Origin of the sequence: Actinomyces sp. ICM47, assembly GCF_905369875.1 — a bacterium.
In the GTDB taxonomy this organism is placed as follows: Bacteria; Actinomycetota; Actinomycetes; order Actinomycetales; family Actinomycetaceae; genus Pauljensenia.
Window position 1 is genome coordinate 68,807 of sequence record NZ_CAJPJE010000001.1, and the last position, 14,193, is coordinate 82,999.

Below are 14,193 nucleotides of genomic sequence, written 5' to 3' on the forward strand. Positions count from 1 at the left end.
CGTCAGTTCGACGCGTGCAGTGCGTCGTTGAGTTCGATGCCCACGACGCCCGCGCGGGCGATGGCCTCGATGCGACCCGTCTGAGAGTTGCGGCGGAACAGAATGTTCGACGCACCCGACAGCTCGCGCGCTGCGATCGTGCGCGGTTCGGCCTCGCCGGACGAATCGATGAGCGTCACCTTCGCGCCGGCGGTCACGTACAGGCCGGCCTCGACGACGCAGTCGTCGCCCAAAGCGATGCCCAGGCCCGAGTTCGCGCCCAGCAGGCAGCGCTCGCCCAGGCGCACGCGCTGCTTGCCGCCGCCCGACAGCGTGCCCATCGTGGAGGCACCGCCGCCCACGTCCGAGCCGTCGCCGATGACGACGCCCTGCGAGACGCGGCCCTCGACCATGGAGCGACCCAGCGTGCCCGCGTTGAAGTTGACGAAGCCGGCGTGCATGACGGTCGTGCCCTCGGACAGGTAGGCACCCAGGCGCACACGGGTGCCGTCGGCGATACGCACGCCCGAGGGCAGCACGTAGTTGACCATCGGCGGGAACTTGTCGATGCCCTGCACGGTCACGGGGCGACCGTCGCGGGCGCGCAGGCGCAGGCGGGTGACCTCGAAATCGGCGACCGCACACGGACCCGCATCCGTCCACACGACGTTGGGCAGCACCGCGAAGATACCGTCCAGGTTGATCGCGTTGGGCTTCACCAGGCGATGGGAAAGCAAGTGCAGGCGCAGGTAAGCGTCCTCGGTCGAGGCGGGGGCCGCTGTCAGGTCAATCGTCGTCGTCACGACGACGGTACGCACGCGGCGCGCATCGTCCACGCGCTCCAGCAGGGCCAGCGAAGTTGCCAGCTCCTCATCGCTCCCGGGTTCGCCCAGATGCGGGGCGGGATACCACGTGTCGAGAGTTGTTCCGTCCAGGGTGATCGTTGCGAGGCCGACGCCCCATGCAGTGCTGTTATCCATGCCCCTACAGTACGGGGATTACGCAGGTCGTTGAGGAGTGAAACTCAGGGGCGCGGTGCATCCCACAGGTCCGGCCAAAACACGCCCAGCTCGGAGGCCATGGAGCGCAGCAGCGGCAACGAGATACCGACGACCGAGTGATAATCGCCAGTCACCCCCTCAATGAAGGGACCGCCCAGGCCGTCCACTGTAAAGGATCCTGCCACGTGCAGCGGCTCACCCGTCGCCACGTACGCGTCGATCTCTGCGTCCGAGATGTCTCCGAAGTGGACCTGGGTCGAGGCGGAGCGGGTGACGCTTGCGCTTACCGTGCGCGTGCCCGTCCTCCCGTCGGTCGACGAGGCCGGGGCGAGGATCGCTGCCGAGTGTCCCGTCCACAGGGTGGCGGTCGTGCGGCGCATGGCGCGGATGCGCTCGCGGGCAACCTCGGGGGTGTGGGGTTTGCCGAGCATCTGGCCATCAATCTCGAGCATCGAGTCGCAGCCGACGACGAGGACGGGATCCCCCTCGGGCAGCTCTGGGTCTCCCTGGGCCAGGGCCTCGCACACGTCTGTGCACTTGGCGGCGGCGAGGGTCGCCACCTCGGCAGCGGGGGTGGTTGCGCCTCCTGAGAATGCGCGTCCGCCGGGCAGCGCGGCGAGGACGGCCTCCTCGTCAACGGTGGACACCCGGACTATTGGCGTGATGCCCGCCGCGATGAGCGTGGCACGGCGGGCGGGGGAGGCGGAGGCAAGAACGAGGCGCATAGGCACATTGTGGACCATGTGTCACGTCGCGCGCAGTCAAGCTGCAAAATAGTGCAAAAAACGGAGTTATCGCAGGTAAATGTGCAAATGAGTGGTGAAAAATCAATCAGTCTACTACAATTGTCAGTGCGTGAGGTCATAATTTACTGTGACCTTAAAGCGTGATCTACTATACTTATCATCCGCTGATGTGGTGTTGAGTCAGCCTGACGAGGAGGGAATCGCGATGGATGAGCGTGCGGCATCGTCCCATGCATCTCCCGATGACCTCACCGCAACCAGCTACGTTCCCCAGCTGCTCGGTGGTCATCTCACATACTCTGCCCGCGACCTCGCCGAGGCGACGGACACTCCGATCGAGCGCGTCTTGCAGTTCTGGATCGCCCTGGGCTTCCAAGCCCCCGATCCGGATGAGCCGATGTTCTCCCAGCGTGACCTCGATGTGTTTGGCAAGTGGCACGACCTTGTCGAGTCTGGTGTTATCGATACCGCCACGTCGCGCTCGCTCCTCCGCGCCAACTCCCACCTGGCCGACCGCCTCGCTCTGTGGCAGTTTGAGGCCCTGGTGGAGGACTCGATGCGTCGGCTCATGCTGGACGACACGACGGCTCGCATGTACGTGCTCGACCACATGCGTGAGCACATCGACGTTTTCCAGGAGATGTTCGTGTACTCCTGGCGTCGTCAGCTCGAGGCGACCCTCTCGCGCTTTGACCGCGAGGTCTCTCAGCGCGGTCACGAGGAGCGTCACAGCCGCTTCCCGCTCAATCGTTGCCTCGGCTTCGTGGACATGGTCTCCTACACCTCGTCCTCGACGATTCTCGGGGATGCTCTGGTCGGCCTCATCGAGCGCTTCGAGGAAGAAAGTCGGACGGCGGTCATCGAAGAGGGCGGTCGCGTCGTCAAGATGATCGGCGACGCCGTTCTCTATATCGCCGATGACCTGCCCACCGGATTGCGCGTGGCAACCGCCCTCATTGAACGTCTCAATGCCGACGATGAAATGCTTCCCGTACGCGCGTCTTTTGTGCGTGGTGACGTCTTTTCGCGCTCCGGCGATGTCTTCGGTCCGACCGTTAATCTGGCGTCTCGCCTCGTGGACATCGCACCGGTCGGTAAGATACTCACCGATCCTGCCACCGCGGCTGCGATCGCCGCTGGCAAGGGTGGCGAGGGGTACGAACTCGAGGAGTTCCCGACCGCAGACTTGCGCGGTTTTGGGCCTGTTTCTCCCTACCTGCTCTCTGCTCGTGTCGCCTGACACGAGCGTTCTCAGCGTCTTTCGTTGACTCCTGACGCCCACGTTTTTTGGGTCAAGAGAGGTGAAAGTTTTGGTTCAGAATTGCTAAGATGAGAGTGTGACTACAGTTCTCCTCGTTGAAGACGATCCGGCCATCTCCGAGCCCCTCGCGCGGGCCCTGGGCAGGGAAGGATACGACGTGCGCGCGCACGCCACGGGCGGTGCAGCCCTGGCCGACACACGCAGCATCGACCTGGTCGTCCTGGACCTCGGTCTGCCTGACATGGACGGCCTCGACGTCGCCCGTGAGATCCGCGCCGCCGGAAACCGGGTCCCGATCCTCATTCTCACCGCACGCACAGACGAAGTTGACATGGTTGTCGGCCTCGACGCGGGCGCGGACGACTACGTGACCAAGCCCTTCCGTCTGGCCGAGCTGCTCGCCCGCGTGCGCGCGCTCCTGCGTCGTCAGGTCGCAGAACCCGCTGAAGGCGAGCTGCGCGCCCAGGACATCCGCATGGACGTCGCAGCCCATCGCGCCTTCGTCGGCGACGTGGAGTTGAGCCTGACGGCCAAGGAGTTCGACCTGCTGCGCGTTCTGCTGCGCGAGGCCGGGTCCGTCGTCGCTCGCGACGCGCTCATGCGCGAGGTCTGGGGTTCCGACCCGACCGGCTCCACCAAGACCCTGGACATGCACGTGTCCTGGCTGCGTCGTAAGCTCGGCGATGACGCGACCGACCCGCACTACATTACGACCGTGCGCGGAATGGGCTTCCGATTCGAAAGCGCGCGATAATCCGTCGCTAAAGGAGGGTCACCATGCGCGCACGCGCGGTGAGGATGATTGTCTCCGTCGTCGCTGTCGTGTGCGTCGTCATGGGCCTGCCCGGCGCGTTTTTTGCCTCGGTGTCTATCTGGGCTTCCGAGCAGCGTGACCTGGAAGTCGCTGCCCAGCGCATCGTTCAGAGCATCGACCGCCGCAACGCGGCGGGCGAGAGCACGGACGCTGAGTCAGTAGCGGCGCTCGTCGCTGACCAGAATGAGGGCCGCGACGAACTCAGCTACCGTATTCTCGTGCCCGGCCACAACCTCATTACGGACGAGACTGAGCCGACCGGGCGTACGATGGCAGCCTTTGCGGAGTCCCCGAGCGGCGTGAGTGTCCAGCTCACTTCCTCAGCCTCGGGCGCGACTGCCCGCATCCTGTGGGCGTGCGGCATGTTCGGTGCTGGCATGATCGGCTCTATGCTGATCGGCCTGCTCATGGCTCGCTCGCTCTCGCGTTCCCTGTCCGCGCCCCTCATCTACCTGGCCGCACAGGCTGAGCAGATCGGCTCCGGCGGCGTGCGCGCCCGCGTTGAAGAATCCGGCATCGAAGAGATCGACCTGGTCTCCGAGGAACTCGCCCGCACAGGCGAGCGCATGGCCGGACGCCTCGCCGCCGAGCGCCAAGCCGCCGCCGACGCCTCCCACCAGCTGCGCACGCCGCTCACCGCCCTGTCGATGCGCCTGGAGGAAATTGAACTCATCTCCTCCGAGGAGGAAGTGCGTGCCGAAGCCCGTACCTGCCTCGAACAGGTCGAGCGCATGACCAACGTCGTTTCCGAACTCCTCGACGTCTCCAAGCGCCAAAACGGTGGGCAAACCGAGGCCATCCACATCCTCGAAGTCTTTAACACCGCCCGCGAAGAGTGGGAGGACCAGTTCAAGGCGGCAGGCCGTCCCCTCGTCTTCCTCGATGAGGCTGAGCGTCCGATCCTGGCCGACGCCGGCAAACTCGGACAGGTACTGGCCACGCTCATCGAAAACTCCCTGCGTTACGGAGATGGAATGACGCGCGTGTGGGCGCACGCCGGCTCCTCCAAACGCGGCGTCATCATTGAGGTCAGTGACGAAGGCGAAGGTATCGACGAAGCCCTAGCACCCGACATCTTCGAAAAGGGTGTGTCTGGACACGGTTCGACGGGCATTGGCCTGGCTCTCGCCCACGACCTGGCCCAGGCGATGGGCGGGCGCCTGGAACTCAAGTCCAACATTCCCCCCGTTTTCACGATATCCGTCGCAGCAATCCCCGCGTCCCTGGACCCCGATCGCGTCATGCCCGAAGGGCCGCTCATTTCCATGGGACGCCGCTCGCGTCGCTTTTAGGAGAGCGGTAGATTGGGAGGCGTGGAACGCGATATGTTGACTCCTCCCACCGTGGCCGTCATCGGCGGCGGACAGCTGGCACGCATGATGCAGGAGAGCGCTATCGCGCTCGGCATTAACCTTCGGGTCCTCGTCGAGGCCGAGGATGGGTCGACCGGTCTGGTGACCGTCGACAAGGCTGTCGGTGCCCCCAAGGATCTGGACGCCGTTCGCGCGCTCATCGACGGTGCGGACGTCCTCACTTTCGAACATGAGCATATTCCTGCCCAAACCATGGAGGAAGCCGCGCGCGTCGTCTCCGTGCAACCCCCGGCCCCCGCTCTCCTGTACGCCCAGGACAAGCTTCAGATGCGTGCGCGCCTGAGTGAGATGGGCATCCCCTGCCCGGCATGGGCACGCGTCGACAACGCGGCTGAGCTGGAGCGTTTCGGAGCGGTCATCGGCTGGCCCCTCATCGTCAAGACCCCGCGAGGCGGCTACGACGGCCACGGTGTCGCGGTGGCCCACAGTCCCGCCGACGTCGAGTCATGGTGGGGAGGCGGCTCACTCCTGGCCGAGGCCCTGGTGCCCTTCACGGGTGAGGTGGCGGCCCTGCTGGCACGCACCCCCTCGGGCGAGGTTGCCTCCTGGCCCGTCGCCTCCACCGTCCAAGTGGACGGCGTGTGTGCCGAGGTCACGGCTCCCGCGATCGGTATCCGACCCGAGACAGCAGCTGAAGCGCGCCGCATCGGAGAACGCATTGCCTCGGAGCTGGGCGTCACCGGCGTCCTGGCCGTCGAGATGTTTGTCGTCGGAGAGGGAGCGGATGAGCGCGTCCTCGTCAACGAGCTGGCCATGCGCCCCCACAACACCGGACACTGGACCATCGATGGGGCCGTCACCAGCCAGTTCGAGCAACACCTGCGCGCCGTCCTGGACCTGCCACTCGGCTCTACCGACCTGCGCGCACCGGATACCTACTCCGTCATGGTCAACCTGCTGGGTTCCGCCTACGACCAGCCCGCGCATGCCCTCGCTGCGGCCTATGAAGCCGGGGGAGACAGAGCGAAAGTCCACCTCTACGGCAAAGAGGTGCGCCCGGGCCGCAAGCTCGGCCACGTTACCGTCGTCGACAAAGACCCGGACGTGGCTCTGACGCGCGCACGGGCCGCCGTTGAGGCCCTGCACGGCACCTCCGCCAGCGACTGACCACCCAACCGTCGGCCGAACGGCGAGAGCGCCCCGGCCTCGTCCCATCCCGAAAGGACCGCCCATGACCACCGACCTCGACATCCAGCTCACGGCAACCAGCGACTGCCCCCTCGTCGGTGTCGTCATGGGTTCCGACTCAGACTGGCCCACAATGGAACCCGCCGTCGCAGCACTCGCCGAGTTCGCCATCGGCTGCGAAGTCGGCGTCGTCTCCGCCCACCGCATGCCCGAGGACATGGTCGCCTATGGGAGGAGCGCCTCGGAGCGGGGGCTGCGCGTCATCATCGCCGGAGCCGGCGGTGCCGCCCACCTTCCTGGCATGCTCGCCGCCCTCACCGAGCTGCCCGTCATCGGCGTGCCCGTTCCCCTCAAGCACCTCGACGGCGTGGACTCCCTGCACTCCATCGTCCAAATGCCCGCCGGCGTGCCCGTCGCGACCGTGTCCATCGCGGGCGCGCGCAACGCCGGGCTGCTCGCCGCCCGTATCCTCGGCGCCGGCGAAGGATCGTGGTGTGAAGGTCTGCGCGCACAAATGCGCGACTTCCAGAAGGACCTGCGCGACGTCGCCAGCGCCAAGGGCGCAGCCCTCGCCAAGCGCGTCGCCGAGGACTACTGACAGGCCCCAACAAGCCCCGCGCGGGTAGGCGCGGGCGCTCCCACCGTCGTATCCTGAAGGCATGAGCATTCTCGTTTGTGGCGGTGCCGGCTACATCGGCGCCCATGTTGTCCGCCTCCTGCGTCAGCGCGGGGATCGCGTCGTCGTCGTCGACGATCTGTCCACCTCGAACGCCGCCCGGGTCGGGGATACGCCCCTGGTTCGCCTCGACGTCGCCACGGACGAAGCGCGGTCCACCCTGTCCACCCTCATGATGGACGAGGACGTCACCGCCGTCATCCACTTCTCCGCCCGCAAGCAGGTCGGAGAATCCGTCAAGCGCCCTGCCTGGTACTACGCGCAGAACATCGGCGGCATGGCTAACGTCCTGGCTGCCATGGAGGACGCGGGCGTCGACCAGATGATCTTCTCCTCCTCCGCCGCCGTCTACGGCATGCCCACCGCCGAGGTCGTCACCGAAGACATGGCTGGCCACCCCATCAACCCCTACGGCGAAACCAAGCTGATCGGCGAATGGATGATGGCCGACTGCGAGCGCGCATGGGATCTGAAATGGATCGGCCTGCGCTACTTCAACGTTGCCGGTGCTGGCTGGCCCGACCTGGCCGACCCCGCCATCATGAACCTCATCCCCATGGTTCTCGACCGCCTCGAGCGCGGGGAGAGCGCCAAGATCTTCGGCGCCGACTACGACACCCCGGACGGCACCTGCGTGCGCGACTACATCCACGTCATGGACCTGGCCGAGGCCCACATCGCCGCCCTCGACGTCCTCGCTGAAGGCCGCCAGCCCGACCACCACACCTACAACGTCGGTACCGGCCTGGGCACCTCCGTCCAGGAGATCATCGACGGCCTGCGCCGCGTCATCGGCTGGGACTTCCCCGTCGAGGTCCTCGAGCGCCGCGCCGGTGATCCGCCCAAGCTCATCGGTGACCCGCTGTCCATCGGCGTGGACCTGGGCTGGAAGGCCAACAACGGTCTCGACGAGATCCTCACCTCCGCCTGGGAAGGCTGGCAGGCAGGTCCGCGACCCATCACGGTACCCGGTGCCTGAGAGCCTCTTTAACGCCTGACACGACCGCGGCCTCGTCCCTTGAATGAGGGAACGAGGCCGCGGCTTGTTCTGCGCTCGGGTGCGCCTGAGGACGTCAGCCGATCTGGTTAAAATCCGAGGTCGTGAGCTTACCGGCGCGCAGCTTGGCAAAGAAGTCAGGGGCCGTCTCGTCACGTAGCAGGACCGCCGAGGCACCCGCGCTGGTCGTATAGTCCAGCGACTCGATGGGCGGGACACCCATCAGCTCGTCGGAGGAGGCGCTGCGCAGCGCCATCACGAGAGAAGCGACCGTCATGATCGAGGAATCCTCATCGACAGTGAACGACTTGGAACCCGCGCGCTCCACGCGCAGGGTCCGCGCGGGGTTGATGAGGGTCGCGGGGGACGCAGCCTCGGACACGACCTTGGAGATCACCTGACGCTGACGCTTCGTACGACCGATATCGCCCTCCGGATCCTGGTAGCGCATACGCGAGAACTGCAGGGCGGTGGGGCCGTCCACCGTGTGGCAGCCCGCAGTCCAGTTCAGGCCCGAATACTCGTCGTTCGAGTCGTGGTCGTAGCACAGCTCCACGCCGCCGACTGCGTCCACCATGTCAGGCACCGCACCCATGCCGATTTGCACGAAGTGATCGACGGTCAGACCCGTCAGCTTCTCGACTGTCTCGACCAGGAGCTGGGGGCCGCCGTAGGCGTAGGAAGCGTTGATCTTGTCCCAGCCGACGCCGGGAATCTCAGCGTAGGTATCGCGGGGAATCGACAGAGCGACAGCCTGGCCGTTCGCCGCGATGTTGACCAGCATAATCGAGTCAGCGCGCTCGGATCCCTTAAAGCCGTCCTGCACGGCGCCGTCCGCACGCGAGTCCGAACCGGCCAAGAGGTACGTCGTACCGGCTGTATCCGAGGCACCCGACAGTGCGCTCACGCGCCCGATGTTCGTGTTCGCGTCCCACACGAGGAATCCGCCCCACGCGAGAACAATGACCAGGAGGACAGACAGCGTCTTGAGGACCAGACGTCGGCGGCGCTTGCGCCGAGGCCTCGGAGCCGTCGCTGGAGCGGTGCGCGACGGCGTAGCGCCGGGTGTGGGGACTGGGTCGGGGATTGCCTGGGAGCGCGTGGCGCTCACCTGGCGCGGCCCGTTACCCGAGGGTGCGAAGCTGGGAGCCGCTGGGGTGCGGGTCGTTGGAGCGTTGCTGGAGCCAGGCGCGAAGCTGGGAGCCGCGGGGGAGCCGCTCGCGACGGGGCTACCTGATCCGGGCGCGAAGCTGGGAGCAGCGGGGGTGTGGGTCGTTGCAGCGTCGCCAGAGCCGGGCGCGAAGGACGGCGGGGTCGGAGCAACCGTCGTTTCGTTGGGTGCGAAGCTGGGAGCAGCGGGGGTGTGGGTCGTTGCAGCGTCGCCAGAGCCGGGCGCGAAGGACGGCGGGGTCGGAGCAACCGTCGTCTCGTCGGGCGTGGCGGGCGGATTCGGAACCGGCGCACTCCGACGGGTGGAGGACGCAGGTGCCGGGACAGGATACGCCCCCTGGGGGGAGGACGCAGGTGTCGGAACAGGGTACGTCGCCTGGGGGGAGGGCGACGGGATCTGTGACGAGTCCGCCTGGCGCGTGCGTAACGACTTGCGCGCGGCAGATCCCGGCGTGAACGACGGGGGCGGGGTAGGAGCAGAACGCCTCGGAAACAGCGAGGACGGATCACGCTGGGGCTGATCCAGGGTCGGCGGCATCAGCGGGCGCGAGGCGTCGGTACCGTCCTCGGAAATCCACCACATCTGCGGCGCGATCCCCTCAGACGGTGGGACGGGTGCGCCGGAGGGAGCCTCCTGGCCGATGACGTGCACGTCATCGGATCCGGGGCGGCGTCGTTTCGGGTTGGGCGTGAACGAGGGAGGAGTGCTCATTTGTCCTTCGGCGGGCAGGTCGCGGCGTTCTTCTGGGCGGCAGCCTCGTTGGCTGCGTTGTTCTCAACGGAGGCCGACTGCGCGGTGTTGTCCGTGGTGCTCTGGGGCTGATCGGCGTTCTGAGTGTCGACCGCAGCAGGCGTCGGCGAGGGCGTGGCCTGTGCAGCCTTCGGATCGGGGACCACCAGCTGCGCGCCGTTGCCATCCGTGTAGGTCGTGCCCACGGGCAGCGCCTTGTCTTGCTTGAGCGCGGTCCACACGTTGCGGGCCATCGGTTCAGCAGCAATGCGTCGGTTCGGATCCCAGTAGGGTTCCTCGACGGGCATCGTCACAAACTGGATGCTCGTGCGGTCGGTCTTCGACAGGACCTTGAGCAGCAAGTTGGTGTCTGCGCTGGCGTCACCGAGGTTAGAGGAAACGTTAACAGCCTGGATCGCGGCCTGCAGGAAGGTGAGGAGCGCGCCGGAGTCGGTGACGTAGTCCTTGGCCTGAAGCTCGCGAAGCATCGCGGAGATGAGCTGCTGCTGGCGGCCGATACGAGAGATGTCGGAGCCGTCGCCCTGGCCCTTACGCGAGCGCATGTAGGCCAGTGACTGAGTACCGTCCAACTTCCAGCAACCCGCGTCGATGTAGAGCTGCGCGGATTCGTCTTCGATGCGATCAGGAATGTTGAACCAGATACCGCCCAAGGCGTTAATCATTTTGATGAAGCCAGCGAAGTTCACGACCATGAAGGAGTCGATCATCATGCCCGACATGTTCTCGATGGTCGACTTCACGCACGCAATACCGGGCGCGATGTCGGCGTCGGTGTTACCACCGTCGGCACCGTAGAACATGGAGTTGTTGAACATCTCTTCTTCGATGGGCTCGCTGGTCGATCCGTCGCGGTGCTTACACGCGGGGATATCGACCAGCGTGTCGCGCGGAATCGACACGACCTGAACACGAGAGCGGTCGGCGCTGACGTGGATAACCATCGTCGAGTCGTTGCGAAGGCCGGGGACCTCCTCCTCGTCACCTGCACCGACATTGCCGCTGTCGCCGTTACGCGAGTCCGTGCCGACGACGAGAATGTTGAGGGCGCGGCCGTCAAACGAATCCGGGGTCGCCTGAGCGTTCCCGTCGATCTGATAGTCGCCGATGTCCACGACTCGGTCGGCGAAATCGGCACTGATTTTGGCGTAGAGGAAGCACGCCGTTGACGTGGCGAAGAGAGCGCCGACCATTAGGATGGCGAGCGTATATCGCAGGAGGCCAAAGCGCCCAAAGTTAACAGCCGAGTGCTGGATCGGTCGCAGATTCATGTTACTCATCACTTGTAACCATATCGTTATCGGTCGTGTTTGTCGGGGAATGTGGTGGGGAAGCGGCGTGTTCCACTTGCTGAGGATCCCTCGTCTCAGGGGAGTGATCGCCGGTGGAAACCACTACCTCGTCAGGAGGACGCACCCCCGCCAGCGCCAGCGCACGCGCGAGCGCCGCCACACGTGCCTCCATGCGCGCTTCGCGCCGGTAGGCGGTGACCATCTGAGCGATCAACGCGACGACAAGGCCGTAGACTATCAGGTTCACCCCGCGATCAACGCCGATCACGTGCGCCAGCCTGTTCGCCAGGGACGGCACGAGGATTGCGACAACCGCAGCAGCGACGAGCGCACCGATCCCAATGCGGCGCATTGCCAGGGAGGACGCTGAGGAAACCGGGCGCGTGAGCCACCACGCGATGACGGCGAGTGCGAGCAGCAGAAGGACACGAATCAGCAGGTAGGCACTCATCGTTCTCCCAACACAAGGTCGACGACGATGTTGACGGAATTGAGCAGCGGCTGGCCCTTCGCGCGCGAATAGTCCGTGTAGGAGATCGTCACGGGATGTTCGGCACCGGGCAGGCCACAGCCAGCCAGCTGCGAGACGATCTGCGAGGCGTGGGCCATGCGTCCCTGGGTCAGGCGCACGTGGGCGAGGGCGTCGGCACGGATGACGCGCAGGCCATTGTGCGTGTCGGTGAGCGCCATGCCGGTGCGGGCGTGAGCGGCCATCGCACCGAAGCGCAGCAGGGCGCGCTTGAGCGCGCCGACTTGGGCGCCTCCACCGTCGAGGAAACGGGACCCGAGGACGAAGGCAAGGTCCTCCCTGCGCGCGCGATCAACCATCGCCGCGGCGTCGGCGGGATCGTGCTGGCCATCGGCATCAAAAGTCACCACGTAGCGGGCCCCGCGGGCGAGGGCCGCATCGAAGCCGGTTTGCAGGGCAGCGCCCTGCCCCAGGTTTAGCGGGTGGACCGCCGTGTAGGCACCGGCGCTGCGAGCGAGAGCAGCGGTGTCATCACCGGAGGCATCGTCCACGACGAGGACTCGGGGAAAAAGAGCGCGCACGCCAGCGATGACGCCCCCGATGACGGGCGCCTCATTAAACGCGGGGATGACGACCCACGTGTCGGAGCGTTGCTGCATTTCTCCAGTGTCGCACATAGGGCAGGCCACGCGCCTATAGTGTTGCTATCTGACGGGGCGTACCTGATGTGCGTGATCGTGCCTACAGGACAACACAAGGGAGATACCGTGATCAAGCCCAGCGCCGACGTGGCATCCAGTGCGCAGGTCGCGCCCAGCGCCCGCGTGTGGCACCTGGCCCAGGTTCGCGAAAACGCCCGTATCGGCGAAGAAACGATCATCGGACGCGGGGCCTACATTGGCGAAGGCGTTCGGGTAGGTGCGCGCTGCAAGATCCAGAACTACGCCCTCGTCTATGAACCCGCCTCCCTGGCCGATGGCGTCTTCGTCGGCCCCGCAGCCGTCTTCACGAACGACCACTGCCCCCGCGCCATCAACACCGACGGAACCCTGAAGAGCGCGTCGGATTGGGACCGCGTCGGCGTCACCGTCGAGCACGGTGCCGCCATCGGCGCGCGCGCCGTGTGCGTGGCCCCCGTGCGCATCGGCGCGTGGGCAAGCGTCGGAGCAGGCGCTGTCGTCACCCGCGACGTCGTCCCCTACGCTCTCGTCGTCGGCGTGCCCGCGCGCCGCGTCGGATGGGTCGGCGAGGCCGGGATACCCCTCGTGGCCGTCGACTCCGACGCTGCACCCGACCGCGAGGCCGGGGCAGCCGCGTGGGTGTGCCCGGCCTCGGGTCGCCGCTACATCGAGCGAAACGGCACCCTGACGCCGGAGGAAACCCAGGCCTCATCCCCGAACACCGCCGACACACAGGCCCAGACCCATGAGGACCACCAGTGATGCAGCCATTCATTCCACCCGCACGCCCGCTCATCGGCGAGGAAGAAATCGACGCGGTCGCCGCCGTCATGCGTACGGGCATGATCGCCCAGGGGCCGCAGGTCGCCGCCTTCGAGGAGGAGTTTGCCGCCACCCTCGTGCCCGGAACCCACGCCGTCGCGGTCAACTCGGGAACCTCAGCCCTGCACTTGGGCCTGCTCGCCGCCGGGATCGGGCCGGGCGACGAGGTCATCGTCCCCTCCTTCACCTTCGCTGCCACCGCCAACTCGGTCGCCATCACGGGCGCGACCCCCGTCTTCGCCGACATTGACCCGCTCACGTTCACACTGTCACCGGCCGCTGTCGAAGCCGCAATCACGCCTCGCACGCGGGCCATCATGCCCGTCCACCTTTACGGCCACCCCGCGCCCATGGAGGCGCTCCAGGCGATTGCCGACGCGCATGGACTCATGCTCTTTGAAGACACCGCCCAGGCACACGGTGCCACCCTGCACGGGCGCGCGGTCGGCTCTTTCGGCACCTTCGCGGCCTTCTCCTTCTACCCGACGAAGAACATGACCAGCGGCGAGGGCGGCATGGTCACCTCGACCGACCCCAGCGTCATCCGCGGCGTGAAGCTCGCCCGCAACCAGGGCATGGAGACGCGCTACGCCAACGAAATCGTGGGCCTCAACAACCGCATGACCGACATCCACGCGGCCATCGGTCGGGTACAGCTCACCAAGGTCGGCGCATGGACGCGCAAACGTCAGGACAACGCCGCCTTCCTGGACGCCCACCTGCGAGGTGTCACCGTCCCGCACGTCGCCCCCGGTGCCACGCACGTCTACCACCAGTACACGATCCGCGTGCCCGAAGCCCGCGATGGTTTCGCCGCCGCCCTGCGCGAGGAGTACGGCGTCGGCTCGGGCGTCTACTACCCGATCCCGAACCACGAGCTGCCCTCCCTGGCCCGCTTCGCCCCCGGTCTGGAGCTTCCAGCCACGCGCGAGGCAGCCGACCAGGTCCTCTCCCTGCCGATCTACCCGTCGCTGACGCCCATCGAGCTGGAACGCATCGCGCACGGCGTCAACGCGCTCGCGGAGGCGGGTGCCTGA

At 66.3% G+C, this 14,193-nt stretch carries 14 protein-coding genes; 8 read left to right on the forward strand and 6 right to left on the reverse strand.

Translation table 11 applies throughout. The features are described from left to right. Nucleotides 1-2: 2 nt before the first annotated feature. On the reverse strand, nucleotides 3-959 hold the full coding sequence (dapD, locus tag QZ149_RS00355) for a 2,3,4,5-tetrahydropyridine-2,6-dicarboxylate N-succinyltransferase (RefSeq protein WP_291448526.1): 957 nt from the start codon (nucleotides 957-959) through the stop codon (nucleotides 3-5). 44 nt (nucleotides 960-1,003) lie between these two features. Next, nucleotides 1,004-1,705 carry a nucleoside triphosphate pyrophosphatase gene (locus tag QZ149_RS00360; protein WP_291448529.1) on the reverse strand — a complete coding sequence of 234 codons (702 nt, stop codon included), beginning with the start codon at nucleotides 1,703-1,705 and terminating at the stop codon, nucleotides 1,004-1,006. Between the two features lie 226 nt (nucleotides 1,706-1,931). Here QZ149_RS00360 and QZ149_RS00365 point away from each other — a divergent pair, with 226 nt between their 5' ends. From QZ149_RS00365 to galE, 6 genes are all read left to right on the forward strand, one after another. Further along, nucleotides 1,932-2,966: an adenylate/guanylate cyclase domain-containing protein gene (locus tag QZ149_RS00365; RefSeq protein WP_291448531.1), complete on the forward strand. Its 1,035-nt coding sequence runs from the start codon at nucleotides 1,932-1,934 to the stop codon at nucleotides 2,964-2,966. Nucleotides 2,967-3,063: 97 nt separating this feature from the next. Then, the gene (locus QZ149_RS00370) at nucleotides 3,064-3,741 is read left to right on the forward strand and encodes a response regulator transcription factor (RefSeq protein WP_291448533.1); all 678 of its coding nucleotides are present in this window, start codon (nucleotides 3,064-3,066) and stop codon (nucleotides 3,739-3,741) included. Nucleotides 3,742-3,764: 23 nt separating this feature from the next. Next, nucleotides 3,765-5,093 (forward strand): ATP-binding protein, encoded by a 1,329-nt coding sequence (locus QZ149_RS00375; RefSeq protein ID WP_291448535.1) that lies wholly within the window; start codon nucleotides 3,765-3,767, stop codon nucleotides 5,091-5,093. 33 nt (nucleotides 5,094-5,126) lie between these two features. Next, nucleotides 5,127-6,281, forward strand: a complete 1,155-nt coding sequence (locus QZ149_RS00380) for a 5-(carboxyamino)imidazole ribonucleotide synthase (protein ID WP_291448536.1) — start codon at nucleotides 5,127-5,129, stop codon at nucleotides 6,279-6,281. A gap of 64 nt (nucleotides 6,282-6,345) precedes the next feature. Beyond that, complete coding sequence (purE, locus tag QZ149_RS00385) at nucleotides 6,346-6,900, forward strand: 5-(carboxyamino)imidazole ribonucleotide mutase (protein WP_291448539.1); 555 nt, start codon at nucleotides 6,346-6,348, stop codon at nucleotides 6,898-6,900. 61 nt (nucleotides 6,901-6,961) lie between these two features. Further along, nucleotides 6,962-7,957 carry a UDP-glucose 4-epimerase GalE gene (gene galE, locus QZ149_RS00390; RefSeq protein ID WP_009648200.1) on the forward strand — a complete coding sequence of 332 codons (996 nt, stop codon included), beginning with the start codon at nucleotides 6,962-6,964 and terminating at the stop codon, nucleotides 7,955-7,957. 94 nt (nucleotides 7,958-8,051) lie between these two features. Here the strand turns inward: galE and QZ149_RS09965 are convergent, their stop codons facing one another. The 4 genes from QZ149_RS09965 to QZ149_RS00410 are packed head-to-tail and all read right to left on the reverse strand — an operon-like array spanning nucleotide 8,052 to nucleotide 12,313. Further along, complete coding sequence (locus QZ149_RS09965; RefSeq protein ID WP_366487992.1) at nucleotides 8,052-9,857, reverse strand: LCP family protein; 1,806 nt, start codon at nucleotides 9,855-9,857, stop codon at nucleotides 8,052-8,054. Next, nucleotides 9,854-11,164: an LCP family protein gene (locus QZ149_RS00400; RefSeq protein WP_291448650.1), complete on the reverse strand. Its 1,311-nt coding sequence runs from the start codon at nucleotides 11,162-11,164 to the stop codon at nucleotides 9,854-9,856. The genes QZ149_RS09965 and QZ149_RS00400 overlap by 4 nt, the downstream gene beginning before the upstream one ends. Before the next feature lies 1 nt (nucleotide 11,165). Next, nucleotides 11,166-11,636, reverse strand: coding sequence for a DUF2304 domain-containing protein (locus tag QZ149_RS00405; RefSeq protein ID WP_291448541.1), 471 nt, complete (start codon nucleotides 11,634-11,636; stop codon nucleotides 11,166-11,168). Continuing rightward, complete coding sequence (locus QZ149_RS00410; protein WP_291448543.1) at nucleotides 11,633-12,313, reverse strand: glycosyltransferase family 2 protein; 681 nt, start codon at nucleotides 12,311-12,313, stop codon at nucleotides 11,633-11,635. The genes QZ149_RS00405 and QZ149_RS00410 overlap by 4 nt, the downstream gene beginning before the upstream one ends. Nucleotides 12,314-12,421: 108 nt before the next feature. Between QZ149_RS00410 and QZ149_RS00415 the strand changes: the two genes are divergently transcribed. Next, nucleotides 12,422-13,096, forward strand: a complete 675-nt coding sequence (locus QZ149_RS00415; protein WP_291448546.1) for an acyltransferase — start codon at nucleotides 12,422-12,424, stop codon at nucleotides 13,094-13,096. Beyond that, nucleotides 13,093-14,193, forward strand: a complete 1,101-nt coding sequence (locus QZ149_RS00420; RefSeq protein ID WP_291448548.1) for a DegT/DnrJ/EryC1/StrS family aminotransferase — start codon at nucleotides 13,093-13,095, stop codon at nucleotides 14,191-14,193. The genes QZ149_RS00415 and QZ149_RS00420 overlap by 4 nt, the downstream gene beginning before the upstream one ends.

What these genes read in the sequence shown, in the direction of transcription:
- dapD (WP_291448526.1), bottom strand. Translation starts at nt 959, where the DNA reads ATGGATAACAGCACTGCATGGGGCGTCGGCCTCGCAACGATCACCCTG.
- QZ149_RS00360 (WP_291448529.1), bottom strand. Translation starts at nt 1,705, where the DNA reads ATGCGCCTCGTTCTTGCCTCCGCCTCCCCCGCCCGCCGTGCCACGCTC.
- QZ149_RS00365 (WP_291448531.1), top strand. Translation starts at nt 1,932, where the DNA reads ATGGATGAGCGTGCGGCATCGTCCCATGCATCTCCCGATGACCTCACC.
- QZ149_RS00375 (WP_291448535.1), top strand. Translation starts at nt 3,765, where the DNA reads ATGCGCGCACGCGCGGTGAGGATGATTGTCTCCGTCGTCGCTGTCGTG.
- QZ149_RS00380 (WP_291448536.1), top strand. Translation starts at nt 5,127, where the DNA reads ATGTTGACTCCTCCCACCGTGGCCGTCATCGGCGGCGGACAGCTGGCA.
- purE (WP_291448539.1), top strand. Translation starts at nt 6,346, where the DNA reads ATGACCACCGACCTCGACATCCAGCTCACGGCAACCAGCGACTGCCCC.
- galE (WP_009648200.1), top strand. Translation starts at nt 6,962, where the DNA reads ATGAGCATTCTCGTTTGTGGCGGTGCCGGCTACATCGGCGCCCATGTT.
- QZ149_RS09965 (WP_366487992.1), bottom strand. Translation starts at nt 9,857, where the DNA reads ATGAGCACTCCTCCCTCGTTCACGCCCAACCCGAAACGACGCCGCCCC.
- QZ149_RS00400 (WP_291448650.1), bottom strand. Translation starts at nt 11,164, where the DNA reads ATGAATCTGCGACCGATCCAGCACTCGGCTGTTAACTTTGGGCGCTTT.
- QZ149_RS00405 (WP_291448541.1), bottom strand. Translation starts at nt 11,636, where the DNA reads ATGAGTGCCTACCTGCTGATTCGTGTCCTTCTGCTGCTCGCACTCGCC.
- QZ149_RS00410 (WP_291448543.1), bottom strand. Translation starts at nt 12,313, where the DNA reads ATGCAGCAACGCTCCGACACGTGGGTCGTCATCCCCGCGTTTAATGAG.